The organism is Novosphingobium aeonii (assembly GCF_052279045.1).
Taxonomy (GTDB): Bacteria; Pseudomonadota; Alphaproteobacteria; order Sphingomonadales; family Sphingomonadaceae; genus Novosphingobium.
The window spans coordinates 528771-543013 of record NZ_CP176832.1; the positions used below are offsets into that span (position 1 = coordinate 528771).

Sequence of the window (14243 nt, forward strand, 5' to 3'; positions counted from 1 at the left end):
CAACAGCGCGGGCGATTTTGTCGCACAAAACCTGTGCGAAACTCCATTGAAACGGGAGGGGTCCTGCACTAGGTGGCAAATCGGAAAGAATTGATCCACTTTAACCGCTGAGTCCCGAAAGCCGCCATATATGCGCCTGTCCAGCATGGCCGATTACGCTGTCGTCATCATGTCCGCCGCGACTCGGCATTCGGGCGCCTGCGCGCATCACCCGGAAGATTCGCGGATGAGCCGCATCTCGGCCGCGCAGCTTGCGGAAGACACCGGCCTGCCCGCTCCGACGGTGCAGAAGCTGGTGAGCAAACTGACTGCCGCGGGATTGCTGCAATCGACCCGCGGCGTGGGCGGCGGGCTGAAGCTCGCCCGCGCTCCCGGGACGATTTCGATTGCGGATATCGTCGAGGCAGTAGAAGGGCCCATCGCGCTCACCGCCTGTCTCGAACAAGGCAAGCACGAATGTACGCTGGAAAGCGGCTGCAGCGTGCGCCCGCACTGGCCGCAGGTAAATGCGGCATTGCGCGGTGCATTGGCGCAAGTGGTCCTGACCCAGCTCGTCGAGGAAGTGTAAATGACTGACGAAACCTCCCCCGAGGGCACCATCGAGGTGCGCGAAGTCCATGGGGACGAAGTGCGGGAAGCGGACGTGCGCGATCAGGCTGCGCGCGAAGCCGCCGCACGCGTGGCCGATTACGAACACGGCTGGGTAGCCGACATCGAGCAGGAATACGGCCCCAAGGGCCTGTCCGAGGATACCGTCCGCTTCATCTCGGCCAAGAAGGACGAGCCGGAGTGGATGCTGGAATGGCGTCTCAAGGCCTATGCCAGGTGGCTTGAGATGACTCCGCCGGACTGGGCCAAGCTCAACGTACCGCCGATCGACTACCAGGAAGCCTATTACTGGGCCGCGCCCAAGAAGAAGCCTTCGCTGTCGAGCCTCGACGAGGTCGATCCCGAAATTCTCAAGGTCTACGAGAAGCTGGGCATTCCGCTGGAGGAGCAGAAAGTGCTCGCCGGTGTCGAAGGCGCGCGCAAGGTGGCCGTGGACGCCGTGTTCGATTCGGTTTCGGTCGCAACGACCTTCCGTAAGGAACTGGAGCAGGCGGGCGTGATCTTCCGCTCGATCTCCGAGGCGATCCGCGAATACCCGGAACTGGTGAAGAAGTGGCTCGGCAAGGTCGTGCCCGTGCAGGACAACTACTTCGCGGCGCTGAATTGCGCGGTCTTCTCGGACGGCACTTTCGTCTACATCCCGGAGGGCGTGCGCTGTCCGATGGAGCTTTCGACCTATTTCCGCATCAACGCGGAGAATACCGGCCAGTTCGAACGCACCCTGATCGTCGCCGAAAAGGGTAGCTACGTATCCTACCTCGAAGGCTGCACCGCGCCGATGCGCGATGAGAACCAGCTTCACGCTGCCGTGGTCGAACTGGTCGCCATGGAAGACGCCGAGATCAAGTACTCGACCGTGCAGAACTGGTACCCCGGCGATGCCAACGGCAAGGGCGGCATCTACAACTTCGTGACCAAGCGCGGCCTGTGCCAGGGCGCGCGCTCGAAGATCTCGTGGACGCAGGTTGAAACCGGATCGGCGATCACCTGGAAGTATCCCAGCTGCGTCCTCAACGGCGAGGATTCGGTGGGCGAGTTCTACTCGGTGGCCGTCACCAACAATTACCAGCAGGCCGATACCGGCACCAAGATGATCCACAACGGCAAGGGCAGCCGCTCGACGATCATTTCCAAGGGCATCTCGGCCGGCAAGTCGAACAACACCTATCGCGGCCTTGTCCGCGTGGCCGCCAATGCGGACGGCGTGCGCAATTTCACCCAGTGCGATTCGCTGCTGCTCGGCAAGGAATGCGGCGCCCACACGGTGCCCTATATCGAAGTGCGCAACCCCAGCGCCCAGATCGAGCACGAGGCGACCACCAGCAAGATCAGCGACGACCAGCTGTTCTACGCCATGCAGCGCGGGCTCGATACCGAGCAGGCGGTAGCGCTGATCGTCAACGGTTTCGCCAAGGAAGTGCTTCAGCAATTGCCGATGGAGTTCGCCGTCGAAGCGCAGAAGCTGCTGGGTATCAGTCTTGAAGGGAGCGTGGGTTGATTTTCGACCGCGGCGCATCCCTCTCTCGCAAGAATTTCGAAGGAACTCTCCCATGACCACCGCCCGCAAGACTCTGGGCATCAGCACGGCCGCCACGCCGAAAGCAGACGCCAAGGCCAGCTTCAACGTTACCGGCGCCCGCCTCGAAACGCTGAAGGAACGCGCCAAGGACCAGCGCCGCAACCCCAGCGAAGCGCAGAAGGCGCTGTGGGCAGAGCTTTCGGGCTCGAAGCTGGGCGGCGTGAAGTTCATTCGCCAGTCGGTGGTCGGCTCGGCCATCGTCGATTTCGCCTGCCCCTCGCGCTGGATCGTGATCCAGCTGAGCGCCGAGGATTCCAACCCGGACGTCAACGAGTTGCAGGACCGCAAGCTTACCGAAGTCGGCATTCGCGTGCTGCGCTTCTCCGAAGAGGAAGTGCTCGGCAACGTCGATACTGTGGTGCGTGAGATCAATACCGAACTCAACGTGCCCTTCGACAAGCGCTCGGCCCGCAGGAAGGCCGGCACCACCGCTTCCCCCCGTTTTGACGAGGGCGCCGAAGGATGACCATGCTCAAGATCGAAAATCTCCAGGCCAATGTCGCCGACAAGCCGATCCTCAAGGGTCTCTCGCTGACGATCAACCCCGGCGAGATTCACGCGATCATGGGGCCCAACGGCGCGGGCAAGTCGACGCTGGGCTACACCCTGGGCGGTCGCCCCGGCTATGAAGTGACCGGCGGTTCGGTCGATTTCCTGGGCCAGGACCTGCTGGAACTGGAACCGCACGAGCGCGCCGCTGCCGGCCTGTTCCTGGGCTTCCAGTATCCGGTCGAGATTCCCGGTGTCTCCTTCGTCCAGTTCCTGCGCGAGGCGGCCAATGCCCAGCGCAAGGGCCGGGACGAGACCCCGCTTTCGGGCGGCGAGTTCCTGAAGCTCGCACGAGAGAAGGCGGGCCTGCTGCGCATGGACATGGACATGCTGAAGCGCCCGGTGAACGTCGGTTTTTCCGGCGGCGAGAAGAAGCGCGCCGAGATGGTGCAGATGGGCATCCTCGATCCAAAGCTGGCGATCCTCGACGAGACCGACTCCGGCCTCGACATCGACGCGCTGCGCATCTGCGGCGAGGGCATCAATTCGATCATGCGCGCGCCCGACAAGGCCGTGCTGCTGATCACGCACTACCAGCGCCTGCTCGACTATGTGAAGCCGGACTTCGTCCACGTCCTTGCAGCCGGCCGGATCGTCAAGACCGGGGGCCCCGACCTTGCGCTGCGGCTTGAGGAAGAGGGCTACGAGGCGGTGGTCCAAGAGACGGCGGCATGAGCGAACTGGCGCCTCTCCCCACGCGGAAGAGCGAAGACTTCCGCTATTCCGACATCGCGGCACTGGCCGATGTCTGGCCGATCGCGCGCGAGAACATCGTCGTGGCCGACGATGCCGAAGATTCGCTCCAGATCGTCGAGGACGGCGCAGCAGCGGTGGCCCGCCACCTCGTCATCTCGCTGGGCAAAGGCGCGAAATTCGACCTTCGCGTGCTTTCGGCGGGTCCCGTTTACGGCCGGATCGCCGTAGATGTGCGGCTGGCCGAAGGTGCGGACTTCACGCTGGGCGCGGCGCAGCTCGCCACCGGCAACGAGACGCTGGAGCTCGTCACCGAAGTCACTCACGCAGGGCTGAACGCAACATCCAGCCAGATCGTGCGCACTGCGCTCGCAGGTCATTCGGTCGGCACCTATCTAGGCCGTATCGCCGTCGAACGCGGGGCAGACGGCACTGATGCCGAACAATCGGTGCGCGCCATGCTGCTGGACCGCACGGCTACCGCCAATGCCCGGCCGGAACTCGAAATCTACGCCGACGACGTCAAGGCGGCACATGGCTGCGCGGTCGGCGAACTCGACGCCAACGGCCTGTTCTACCTGATGAGCCGCGGCCTCACTCCGCCCGAAGCCAAGCGCCTGATGCTCCAGGCGTTCATCGCCGAGGCCTTCACCGGTGCGCCCGGCGAGGCGGAACTGAGCGAAGCCGCCATCGCCCGTCTGGAGCAGATCCTGTGACCGCTGACGTGCTCGTCCTCAAGGACCAGTTCCCCGGTCTTGCCGGAGACTGGCACTATCTCGACACTGCGGCGACCGCACAGAAGCCGCAGGCGGTGATCGACGCCACCGTGAATGCGCTGGGCCGCGACTATGCGACCGTCCACCGTGGAGTCTATGCCCGTTCGGCGGAGATGACGCTGGCTTTCGAGGCGGCACGCCGAAAGGTCGCCGCGTTCCTGGGCGGGCACGAGGATGAGATCGTCTTCACGCGCGGCGCGACCGAGGCGATCAACCTTGTCGCCCAGACATGGGGATCGGCGAACCTCAAGGCCGGCGATCGCATCCTGCTTTCCACGCTGGAGCACCATTCGAACATCGTCCCGTGGCAGATGCTGCGCGATCGCATCGGCGTCGAGATCGACGTCTGCCCCTTGACCGCCGATGGCCGGATCGATCTCGAAGCCGCCGCGCGCATTCTCACCCCGGCCCATAAGCTGGTTGCCTTCGCGCATGTCTCCAACGTGCTCGGTTCGGTGCTGGATGTGGCCGAGGCTGCCAGACTGGCGCATGCGGTCGGCGCTAAGTTGCTGGTGGACGGCTGCCAGGCCGCTCCCCGCATCGCGCTCGACATGAAGGCCATGCAGGCGGACTTCTACGTGTTTTCCGCACACAAGCTCTACGGCCCGACCGGGATCGGAGCGCTGTGGGCTCGCAAGGAAATCCTCGATTCGATGCCGCCCTGGCAGGGCGGCGGCGCGATGATCGACCGCGTCACCTTCGAGAAGACCACTTTTGCACCTGCCCCGCAGCGATTCGAGGCCGGCACGCCGATGATCGTAGAGGCCATCGGACTGGCGGCCGCCATCGACTGGCTCCAGGCTTACGGGCTCGACCGTGCCGAGGCACACGAACGCCACCTTGCCGGCAAGCTGCGCGAGGAACTGGGCAAGCGCAACGACGTGACCCTGTTCGGTCCGGCCGATTCCGTGGGAATCGTCAGTTTCGCGCTCGACGGGGTGCATCCGCACGACCTCGGCACCATATTGGACGAAGAGAACGTAGCAATTCGGGCGGGCCACCACTGCGCGCAGCCGCTGATGGATCAGCTCGGCGTCCCCGCCACCGCCCGCGCAAGCTTCGGGCTCTATAGCGACGACAGCGATATCGAGGCGCTCCTCAAGGGAATCGAGCGCACGAGGAGAATTTTCGGATGAACGACGACACTCCCGTCTCTGGCCCCACCTTCACCGTCGAGGAAGTCGATTCGGTGGCCCCTGCGCCGCGTGCGCGGGTGGACGATGCGCCTGTCGAGCGCAGGCGCGACTATCTGGACGGTTTCCTTGCCGAAAAGCCGCAGGGTATCGACCCCGGCCAGCCCGGCGGCTCGATCTACGACGGCGTGATCGATGCCCTGAAGGAAATCTTCGACCCGGAAATCCCGGTGAATATCTACGACCTCGGCCTGATCTACGGCGTCGAAGTCTCGCCCGAGGCTTCGGTCGCGGTCACGATGACGCTGACCACGCCGCACTGTCCGGTGGCGGAATCGATGCCCGGCGAAGTCGAGATGCGCGTCGCGGCGGTGCCCGGCGTGCGTGACGCCGAGGTCAATCTCGTCTGGGATCCGCCGTGGGACATGGCCAAGATGTCCGACGAGGCAAAGCTCGAACTCGGCATGCTCTGATGGCGACGCTTGCCCCTCCTGCCTTGACCGTGCGCCTTGCCGATTATGCCGACGCGGCCGATGCCGCGCGCGTGGTCGCGCTGCTCGACAGCTATGCGCGCGATCCGATGGGAGGAGGCAAGGCGCTGTCCGATGAGGTCCGCGAACGGCTGGTCCCCGGCCTTGCCGCTCATGGCGGCGCCTTCTCTCTGCTGGCCTTCGCTGGCGAGGAAGCCGTAGGCCTCGCCAACTGCATCACTGGCTTTTCGACTTTCGCCGCGCGGCCCCTGGTGAATATCCACGATATGGCCGTGCGCCCGCAGGTTCGCGGCAAGGGTGTGGGCCGGGCCTTGATGCTGGCGGTAGAAGCAGAGGCCCGCGCGCGCGGCGCCTGCAAGATCACGCTCGAAGTGTTGAGCGGCAATGGCACGGCCAAGGGCCTCTATGCCTCGCTCGGCTACGGCGATTACGCACTGGACCCGCAGGCGGGCACGGCGCTGTTCTGGGAAAAGAAGCTATGACCACAACCACCGAAAGCAGTTCAGTGAAGCCTGTGGCGACAGCGCGGCAGCGCCCTGCCGCCGTGATCCTCACGCCCAATGCCGAGGCGCGGATCGCGAAGCTGATGGCCGATGCCCCCGAAGGGACGATCGGCGTACGCCTTTCGACGCCGCGTCGGGGCTGCTCGGGCCTTGCCTATTCGGTTGACTACGTTGCCGAGGAAAAGCCCTTCGACGAGAAGATCGAAACCCCCGGCGGCATCTTCTACATCGACGGTGCCTCGGTCCTCTACCTGATCGGCAGCGTGATGGACTGGAAGGAAGACGACTTCACCGCCGGCTTCGTATTCGAGAACCCGAATGCCAAGGGCTCGTGCGGCTGCGGGGAAAGCTTTACCGTCTGACTGGCTCCCGCTTGCTCGAGCAGGCATGAAAAAAGGCGTGATCTCGCGGATTATCCGCCAGATCACGCCTTTTTCGTTATCGTGTCGGAGATCGGCGGACTTACTCGGCCGCGACGATCACTTCCGCGTCGCTGATCCGGTTAGGCAGCTGCGCGATGGCAGGCGGCATCTGGCCGCCGTTGGGGCTGAGGCGCCCTTCGAGCCGCGCGCCCTGTTCGATGGTCAGGGCATCATAGGCGACATCGCCGATGATCTGCGCGCTTTTGAGGATCACCACTTCGCGGGCGGCGATGGTTCCGCGCACGGTTCCGGCGATGCGGACCGTTTCGGCGCTGATGCCACCGGCGATCTCGCTATCCTCGCCCTGGATGAGGGCTTTGCAGGAGATGTCGCCGATCACGCGGCCGTCGACGTGGAGGTCGGCGGAAGCCTCGATATTGCCGGTGAGGGTGATGTCGTTCCCGAGCATCGAGAAGCCCGATGCCGAGCCGTTGCGGGTGCTGGTGAAAGTCTTGGCCATGATGTTATCGGGCTTCTTGCTGAACATTGCGGGCGGCCTCGAGGAAGGGGCGTGGATTGACCGGACGCTCATTGACGCGCACTTCGAAGTGAAGATGCGGGCCGGTCGAACGGCCGGTGCTGCCCATTGCGGCGATACGTGCGCCGCCTTCCACTTCCTGCCCGGCGCGAACGCCGAAACCGGAAAGGTGGCCGTAGCGGGTCATCAGGCCATTCCCATGGCTGATTTCGATGCAGTTGCCGTAGCCCTGGCGCTGGCCCACGAAGGTGACCTTGCCCTTGGCGGCTGCATAGATCGGGGAGCCCATCGGGCCGGGGAAATCGAGCCCGGCATGGAATGCGGCGCCGCCGGTGAAGGGGTCTGAACGGTAGCCATAGCTCGACGACACATAGGCGACGTGGGCCGGGCTGACCTGCGGGATCGAGGCGAGGCCGTTTTCCAGCGCATCCATGCGCGCAAGGCTGAGGCCGAGGCGCTGGAAGCGGGGATCGAGCGAGCCGTTCGCCGAAGTGGCGAGGCGTTCGAGCGGGCCGCCTTCGGCAACCTTGGAGCGGACGCCGGCAATCATCGTGCGGGGATTCAGGCCAAGCTTGCGGATGGCATCCGAAGCAGCGGTCGCGCGGCGGTCTGCGTAGCGGGTCAGGCGTTCGACGAAGGCGAGCTGTTCCGCCTCGATGCCGGCGAGCCTGCCGGCTTCGGGAAGCGCGGCGCTGACTTTACGCACCGTCTCGGCGGCCTCTGCCGAACTGTCGGTCACGGTTTCGCCGGCCTGCCGGTCTTCCGGCAGTTCGCCGATATGGGCATCGACCATCTTCTCGATGAACTGCTGGCGGCGGGCGAGATCGGCGACGGTGCCGTTCAGATCGTCACGATACTGCTGGACGCGGCTTTCGGCGGTGGCCACCTTGGCTTCGCGGTTTACCAGGGCTGCATGTTCGCTGTTCGCCGAAAACTGCGAGAAGGCGACCGCGCCCATCGAAACGCACCACGCACCGAGCAGCGAGACGACAACGCCGACGGCGGCCTTCTGCATGCCGGAAGAGATGCGAATGAAGCGGACCTGCCCCTGCGATCGCATGATGAGTTCGCGATCCGGGAATGCCGCCCTGAGGCGCGTGCGAAGCGCCCCGGCAGATGTGAATTTCAAAACGACCCCGCTTAAATTCTGGCTTTTCGCCCCGGCGGCGAGCTAGCAGGAGCGGGGAACTAAGGCGAATCGACTGATCGTAATCCCTTGCGGAATCCGGCTGAAGCGAAGTCTGTGTGCGATGAATCGAGGGAACCGTTTCAGGAACAGGACGAGCGGTTCATCGCGATGAAAGGGTGATTCGCCGAAAAACGTCGGTTTGAAAAGCACTTGCGCCCGTTTTTGCCGCATTCTTTTTCAGCTTGCCCCGATCGGTGACTCGTCGGCGCATCGGTGCTAGTTCCCCTTGCCATGAACCTGCAGACGAACCTTGCCGACGACGTTCGGCCTGAGAACGGCGACGAAACGCCCGAGGCCCTCGTTGCCCGTATCGCCGCCGCCGGCCGCGCCGCACAGCGCGTTCTTGCACAGCTGTCGGATGCGCAGAAAGCCGGGGCGCTGCGCGCCGCCGCCAATGCCCTGCGGGCCGCCGAACCGGCAATCCTCGCCGCCAATGCCCGGGATGTCGCAGCCGGTGAGGCGAAGGGCCTGACAGGCGCCATGCTCGATCGGCTGAGGCTGGATCCCGCGCGCCTCGCCGGGATTGCCGATGCCGTGGAACAAGTGGCGAGCCTGCCCGATCCCGTGGGCGAAGTGATTTCCGAAAGCGAGCGGCCCAACGGCCTCAAGCTCTCGCGCGTGCGCATCCCCATCGGTCTGATCGGCATCATCTACGAAAGCCGTCCCAACGTCACCGCGGATGCCGCCGCGCTCTGCCTGCGTTCCGGCAATGCGGTACTGCTTCGCGGCGGCAGCGAGGCGCTCCATTCGAACCGTGCGATCCTTGCGGCAATGACTTCGGGGCTGGAAGAGGCAGGCGTTCCCGCCGCTGCCGTCCAGCTCGTGCCGTCGCAGGATCGCGCCGTGGTCGGCGCCATGCTGACGGCTGCCGGGCTGATCGACATGATCGTGCCGCGCGGCGGCAAGGGCCTCGTGGCGCGCGTCCAGGCCGATGCGCGCGTTCCTGTGCTCGCGCACCTCGATGGCATCTGCCACACTTATGTCCATGCTTCCGCCGATCCCGAAATGGCGCGTGGAATCGCGGTCAACGCGAAGCTGCGCCGCACCGGCATCTGCGGTTCGATGGAGACTCTCCTGCTCGACACCCAGTTCCCGGCCTCCGCCGAGGTGGTCGAGGCACTGGCCGATGCCGGTTGCGAACTGCGCGGAGATGCACGGGCGCAGGCTCTGGACTCCCGCGTTCTGCCCGCCAGCGACGAGGACTGGGACACCGAATATCTCGACGCCGTGCTCTCGATTGCGGTGGTAGACGGACTCGATGCCGCGATGGAGCATATCGCCATCCATTCATCGCACCACACCGATGCGATCGTCGCTGCCGACCCCGCCGCCGCCGAGCGCTTCCTTGCCGAAGTCGACAGCGCCATCGTCATGGTCAACGCCTCCAGCCAGTTCGCCGATGGCGGCGAATTCGGCCTTGGCGCGGAAATCGGGATCGCCACCGGCCGCCTGCACGCTCGCGGCCCTGTCGCGCTGGAAGGGTTGACCACCTACAAGTGGCTGGTGCGCGGCACCGGGCAGGAACGACCCTGACAGCGAGAACCACGATCCGTAGCGGTCCTGTTACCGGGCTGCTCGGCGGCAGCTTCAACCCGGCTCACGGCGGGCACCGGCGCATCAGTCTCTTCGCGGCAGAGGCGCTGGGACTCGACGAGGTGTGGTGGATGGTCTCGCCCGGCAATCCGCTCAAGCCCCGGGCGGGGATGGCGCCGGTTGCCGCCAGGGTCGAATCGGCCCGGCGTCAGGCCCGTCGCTCACGCATCCGCGTGACCGCGATCGAGCGGGAACTCGGCACGCGCTACACCGTGGATACGCTCAGAAAGCTGGTCCGGCGCTACCCGAAACGGCGGTTCGTGTGGCTGATGGGGGCCGACAATCTGGCCCAGTTCCACCAGTGGAAGAACTGGCGCGGCATCGCCAGACTCATGCCGATTGCGGTTATCGCCCGTCCGGGGTATGATGCCGACGCTTTCGCGAGCCCCGCGATGGCCTGGTTGGGAAGATTCCGGAGGTCCCAGTCCAGTCTTCGTGGTCCGGAAAGGTGGAGCGCCCCCGCGCTGGTGACATTGCGATTCGACCCCGATACGCGGTCGGCCACGGCTATTCGCCAGGCTGATCCGGACTGGGCCCGCAAGCTTTCAAGGGAGCTTTCGCAGGCCGGTTCCAGTCGCGCCGGATCGTGCAGAGAAACCCTATCGCGCAGGGACAACGTAACGCACCGCCCGATACCCGGAGATGCAGCGTGAGCAGGCGTCAGGCCTCTCCTACGCATGCCCGGAATTCCAAAGATCAGATCGAACGTGGCAGGACGACATTCGCCCTGCCCGGTCGGTCGCTGAAAGGAGCAGACCCTACTTAAGATGCCACAGGCACAGATACAGCCGGCTTCAACCGGCGCAACGCCCCCGGCCATGGTCGAATCAGACGATCCGCAATTGGCCCTCGTCCTGCAGTCCCTGGATGACGACCAGGCGCAGGACATCGTGACCATCGACCTCGCCGGCAAGTCGACGATCGCCGAATTCATGGTGATCGCGTCCGGCCGTTCGACCCGCCAGGTCGCAGCCATGGCGCAGAAGCTTGCCGAGCGCCTCAAACATGGCGGCTTCGGTCTTTCCCGTATCGAAGGCCTGCCGGCGGCAGACTGGGTACTGGTCGATGCAGGCGGCGTGATCGTCCACCTCTTCCGTCCGGAAGTGCGCAGCTTCTACAACCTGGAACGGATGTGGGGCTTCGACGGGCCGTCCGGCGCGGCCTGATACCGCGACCGGCACACGGTTGAGAGGATGACCCGGCCGCGGATGTGGCCGGGCCCTGACAAGAACCGGGATGCGCTGGGCGCATCGCCGGCTTCCCTGCGCCGTCTCGTCGGTCCCCAGAACCTGGCCATCCCTGACAGGGCGGCTGCAGAGGGCGTCCATGCTTCTCCACATCATCGCCCGCGGCAAGATCGCCCGCTCGCCCGAGGCAGAGCTGCTCGATCGCTATGCCAAGCGCCTCACCTGGCCCTTCAAGCATAGCGAACTGCCGGACACGGGTGGAAAAGTGCCGCCTCCGGTCCACACCCCATTCCGGGAAGTGCTGCTCGACGAACGCGGCAAGGCCATGAGTTCCGAGGAATTCGCAGCCCTGCTCGGCCGCTGGCGCGACGAGGGCGTGCGGGAATGCCGTTTTCTCATCGGCGCCGCTGACGGCCATGGCGACGCGGCCCGCGCCCAGGCCGACCATCTTCTCTGCTTCGGCAAGATGACCTGGCCGCATATGCTGGCCCGTGCCATGCTGGCCGAACAGCTCTGGCGCGCCACCGCGATCCTTTCAGGCCACCCCTACCACCGCTCGGGCTGAGCCGCTTTCGTCAGCTGGTGAACAGTGCCTTGCGGATCACCGCATGGACGCCGTAATTGCCGTTCACGATCTGCGAAACACCGAAATCCACGCCCACCGAAAGCAGCGAGATCGCCTCGTCTTCGGTCAGCTGCTTGGCCGTCATCAGGAAGCGGCGCGCCTTGCGGAATGCATCGCGCATGGCGGCATCGATCGATGACTGCTTGTAGACCTCGCTCTGCGCGTCCTCGCCCAGCTCCTTCAGGTAGTTGGGATGACTGAAGCCCATGATGACCCATTCGGTCTCGGTCTCGATCAGCGGATAATCGACATCCTTGAGCTGCTCCATCAGCCCGGCCGCCTTGTGGTGGACGATCTGGACAAGGCCGGTCATCGAGCATTCGATGGCCGTGCCGCATAGCTCGCTGTCCCCCTGCGAGGCATGGGGATCGCCCAGCGAGAGCAAAGCACCGGGCACCTGCACCGGCAGGAATACGCGCGCGCCAGGCCCAGTGCGCCAATTGTCCAGATTGCCGCCGAAACTGGCAGGCGGAACCGAATCGACGAGGCCATTGTAGGCCGGTGCCACCGCGATCACGCCGAAATGCGGACGGATCGGAATCTCCACGTTGCGCAGGATGTCGTAATTGCGCTCGATGGTGTCGGGGTCGACCGGCACGCCCGGATAGTCGTAGCGTGCATGAGTGACGCCCGAGGGATCGACCTGTGGTGTCCAGCGATAGGAATAGACCGCGTGCGCCGTGGGCAGGCGCCCGCCTGCTGCTTCGACCTCGTAGATGGTCACGACCTCGCGCATCTTGGGCTCGGTAAGCAGGTCGTTGTAGTGGAAGCCCCAGTAAGTAGCCGCATTGGAGCCGAAGCATTTGCCGGCAAAACGCGGATTGCCGCTTGGCCTGGGCTTGAGATCGAGGATCCGCACTTCGACAAGATCGCCCGGCATCGCGCCTTCGATGTGGATCGGGCCTGTGCAGATATGCACGCCGAAGCCTTCGCCCGGCCCCCGGCCGAAGGCGCTGGCATCCATCGGCCCCGCTCCGCGCCGCTCCACGGCCTTGCCCGTCTCATCCCAGCGGTAGACACTTTCCACGCCCGTATCGCCTTCGACCATGCGTTCGTGATCGTCGTTGGCGTGATGAGTCAGGGCCTCGATCGTCACGAAATCCCCCGAACGGACGTGAAGCGCGGGCTTCAGGTCCTTGCTGAGGTAGCCCCAGTGGATCGTTTCGGGCGTGGCAGGCAGGTGGTGGTGGCGCGAGATGCCGGTATCGCCCAGCAACGCCGGGCCCATCGGCGCTTCCAGCCGGTCGGCCTGCTCCTCTCCTTCAGGCGATAGCTCAGATTCGGCCTCTGCCTCTACCGCTTCGGGCTTGGCGCGCTCCTTGCGCCCCGGACGGCCGCGGCGCAGCAGCTCGACCGCCTCCTGTTCCTGCGGCGGCGCCTTGCGGTATTCGCGCGGGGATATGCCGTACTGCTCGCGAAAAGCGCGGCTGAACGAGGCGCTGTCGTTGAAGCCCCATTCGAACAGGATGTCGGAGATTGACTTCTGGACATGCAGCGGGCTGCGCAAGTCGAGACGGCAGCGTTCGAGCCGGCGCACCTTCACGTAATGGCCGAAACTGTCGTTGATCGATTCGAACAGCTTCTGAAGGTAGCGCGGCGATATGCCATGCTCGGCGGCGACCTGCTGATAGCTGAGATCGGGATCGGACAGGCGAATCTCGATGGTCTGGAAGATGCGTTCCAGCAAGGCGGCGCGCATGCCCGCCGCGCCGCCCATCGCCTTGGCCGGCGCGTTGTCCAGCAGGCTGGTGACGAGGAATTCGGGAAAGGCCAGTTCGACCGGGCGGGCCTGATCGGTGGTGATGTCCGAGATCGTATCCGCCAGCGAGCGCAACATGCCGGAGAACACGCGCGCGGTTCCGCTTTCCGTGGCGATCTTGCGGGGCGGGCCGCTGATCGGGGTCTTGAGGCGAGCGCTGAGTTCGCTGTGGGGAACCTGCACGATCAGGCTGCGGTTATCGCCCGAGAACGTCAGGTTGACCGGGCTGTCACCGCGTCCGCAGATCATCTCCCCATCGGAAAGTCGCAGTTCCTGGCTGGAATCGCGCACGATCGCGCTGCCGTCCAGCACCATCGCCAGCCAGTAGGTGGCGGGCTGGTCGCGGAAGTCTATGGTCCAGGACTGGGGCGTGCCGGTAACGCGGATGAAGTCGATACCGGTGCTGGCGCGAAACTGGATAAGCTCGCCGTAAAGCGTGGCGTCATCCGCATCGTCGAGCGTGATCGACAGCCGCTTGAGCGCAAAACGCCAGGCGTCGCGCCGCTGCTCCTTGGGGTAGACATTCGTCGTAATGCGCAAGCGGAAACCACCTTGAAGCGGGTGGCACCCTTCCCGGATCGGGCGACCAGTTTAACTAACTTTGGCGACCTTTATGACGAAGGTCTATCGGCCCGATTGACTGTCGGCAAGGGTGCG

General features: G+C 64.8%; 16 protein-coding genes. 13 read left to right on the plus strand and 3 right to left on the minus strand.

The features are described from left to right. The first annotated feature begins 130 nt into the window (after positions 1–130). Genes ACLIMP_RS02650 through ACLIMP_RS02690 form a run of 9 tightly spaced genes read left to right on the plus strand, consistent with a single transcriptional unit; the run spans position 131 to position 6695 of the window. Entirely contained in the window at positions 131–568 is a 438-nt protein-coding gene (locus tag ACLIMP_RS02650) for an SUF system Fe-S cluster assembly regulator (RefSeq protein WP_054442139.1), read from the plus strand. Then, a complete protein-coding gene (gene sufB, locus ACLIMP_RS02655) occupies positions 569–2107 on the plus strand; it encodes a Fe-S cluster assembly protein SufB (protein ID WP_221937034.1) in 1539 nt (512 codons plus the stop codon). It abuts the gene before it with no gap. 52 nt (positions 2108–2159) lie between these two features. Then, positions 2160–2654 (plus strand): endonuclease domain-containing protein, encoded by a 495-nt coding sequence (locus ACLIMP_RS02660; RefSeq protein WP_054442137.1) that lies wholly within the window; start codon positions 2160–2162, stop codon positions 2652–2654. Positions 2655–2656: 2 nt separating this feature from the next. After that, positions 2657–3412: a Fe-S cluster assembly ATPase SufC gene (gene sufC, locus ACLIMP_RS02665; protein ID WP_054442275.1), complete on the plus strand. Its 756-nt coding sequence runs from the start codon at positions 2657–2659 to the stop codon at positions 3410–3412. Further along, positions 3409–4146, plus strand: a complete 738-nt coding sequence (locus ACLIMP_RS02670) for a SufD family Fe-S cluster assembly protein (RefSeq protein WP_443478028.1) — start codon at positions 3409–3411, stop codon at positions 4144–4146. Before sufC ends, ACLIMP_RS02670 begins: the two co-directional genes overlap by 4 nt. Then, entirely contained in the window at positions 4143–5342 is a 1200-nt protein-coding gene (locus ACLIMP_RS02675; protein WP_324697368.1) for an aminotransferase class V-fold PLP-dependent enzyme, read from the plus strand. The genes ACLIMP_RS02670 and ACLIMP_RS02675 overlap by 4 nt, the downstream gene beginning before the upstream one ends. After that, positions 5339–5812, plus strand: coding sequence for an SUF system Fe-S cluster assembly protein (locus ACLIMP_RS02680; protein WP_054442134.1), 474 nt, complete (start codon positions 5339–5341; stop codon positions 5810–5812). The genes ACLIMP_RS02675 and ACLIMP_RS02680 overlap by 4 nt, the downstream gene beginning before the upstream one ends. After that, entirely contained in the window at positions 5812–6312 is a 501-nt protein-coding gene (locus ACLIMP_RS02685; RefSeq protein WP_054442133.1) for a GNAT family N-acetyltransferase, read from the plus strand. Before ACLIMP_RS02680 ends, ACLIMP_RS02685 begins: the two co-directional genes overlap by 1 nt. After that, on the plus strand, positions 6309–6695 hold the full coding sequence (locus tag ACLIMP_RS02690; RefSeq protein WP_324697372.1) for a HesB/IscA family protein: 387 nt from the start codon (positions 6309–6311) through the stop codon (positions 6693–6695). Before ACLIMP_RS02685 ends, ACLIMP_RS02690 begins: the two co-directional genes overlap by 4 nt. Positions 6696–6795: 100 nt before the next feature. Here ACLIMP_RS02690 and ACLIMP_RS02695 read toward each other — a convergent pair whose 3' ends face one another. After that, entirely contained in the window at positions 6796–7215 is a 420-nt protein-coding gene (locus ACLIMP_RS02695; protein ID WP_054442274.1) for a bactofilin family protein, read from the minus strand. A 4-nt stretch (positions 7216–7219) separates the two neighbouring features. Continuing rightward, on the minus strand, positions 7220–8362 hold the full coding sequence (locus ACLIMP_RS02700; protein WP_443478029.1) for a M23 family metallopeptidase: 1143 nt from the start codon (positions 8360–8362) through the stop codon (positions 7220–7222). 291 nt (positions 8363–8653) lie between these two features. On the opposite strand from ACLIMP_RS02700, the gene ACLIMP_RS02705 reads away from it, so the two are divergent. The 4 genes from ACLIMP_RS02705 (at position 8654) to ACLIMP_RS02720 (ending at position 11767) form a co-directional block, all read left to right on the plus strand. After that, positions 8654–9955, plus strand: coding sequence for a glutamate-5-semialdehyde dehydrogenase (locus ACLIMP_RS02705; RefSeq protein WP_324699095.1), 1302 nt, complete (start codon positions 8654–8656; stop codon positions 9953–9955). Further along, complete coding sequence (locus ACLIMP_RS02710) at positions 9919–10668, plus strand: nicotinate-nucleotide adenylyltransferase (RefSeq protein ID WP_324697377.1); 750 nt, start codon at positions 9919–9921, stop codon at positions 10666–10668. The genes ACLIMP_RS02705 and ACLIMP_RS02710 overlap by 37 nt, the downstream gene beginning before the upstream one ends. Positions 10669–10833: 165 nt before the next feature. Then, positions 10834–11181, plus strand: a complete 348-nt coding sequence (gene rsfS, locus ACLIMP_RS02715) for a ribosome silencing factor (RefSeq protein ID WP_054442128.1) — start codon at positions 10834–10836, stop codon at positions 11179–11181. Between the two features lie 160 nt (positions 11182–11341). After that, positions 11342–11767 carry a 23S rRNA (pseudouridine(1915)-N(3))-methyltransferase RlmH gene (locus ACLIMP_RS02720; RefSeq protein ID WP_054442127.1) on the plus strand — a complete coding sequence of 142 codons (426 nt, stop codon included), beginning with the start codon at positions 11342–11344 and terminating at the stop codon, positions 11765–11767. A gap of 10 nt (positions 11768–11777) precedes the next feature. On the opposite strand, the gene ACLIMP_RS02725 is transcribed toward ACLIMP_RS02720, so the two are convergent. After that, a complete protein-coding gene (locus tag ACLIMP_RS02725; RefSeq protein ID WP_132468643.1) occupies positions 11778–14126 on the minus strand; it encodes an acetamidase/formamidase family protein in 2349 nt (782 codons plus the stop codon). Positions 14127–14243 lie beyond the last annotated feature (117 nt).

Coding starts and splice junctions, on each gene's coding strand:
- ACLIMP_RS02650 (WP_054442139.1), top strand. CDS start 131: ATGCGCCTGTCCAGCATGGCCGATTACGCTGTCGTCATCATGTCCGCC.
- sufB (WP_221937034.1), top strand. CDS start 569: ATGACTGACGAAACCTCCCCCGAGGGCACCATCGAGGTGCGCGAAGTC.
- ACLIMP_RS02660 (WP_054442137.1), top strand. CDS start 2,160: ATGACCACCGCCCGCAAGACTCTGGGCATCAGCACGGCCGCCACGCCG.
- sufC (WP_054442275.1), top strand. CDS start 2,657: ATGCTCAAGATCGAAAATCTCCAGGCCAATGTCGCCGACAAGCCGATC.
- ACLIMP_RS02670 (WP_443478028.1), top strand. CDS start 3,409: ATGAGCGAACTGGCGCCTCTCCCCACGCGGAAGAGCGAAGACTTCCGC.
- ACLIMP_RS02680 (WP_054442134.1), top strand. CDS start 5,339: ATGAACGACGACACTCCCGTCTCTGGCCCCACCTTCACCGTCGAGGAA.
- ACLIMP_RS02685 (WP_054442133.1), top strand. CDS start 5,812: ATGGCGACGCTTGCCCCTCCTGCCTTGACCGTGCGCCTTGCCGATTAT.
- ACLIMP_RS02690 (WP_324697372.1), top strand. CDS start 6,309: ATGACCACAACCACCGAAAGCAGTTCAGTGAAGCCTGTGGCGACAGCG.
- ACLIMP_RS02695 (WP_054442274.1), bottom strand. CDS start 7,215: ATGGCCAAGACTTTCACCAGCACCCGCAACGGCTCGGCATCGGGCTTC.
- ACLIMP_RS02705 (WP_324699095.1), top strand. CDS start 8,654: ATGAACCTGCAGACGAACCTTGCCGACGACGTTCGGCCTGAGAACGGC.
- rsfS (WP_054442128.1), top strand. CDS start 10,834: ATGGTCGAATCAGACGATCCGCAATTGGCCCTCGTCCTGCAGTCCCTG.
- ACLIMP_RS02720 (WP_054442127.1), top strand. CDS start 11,342: ATGCTTCTCCACATCATCGCCCGCGGCAAGATCGCCCGCTCGCCCGAG.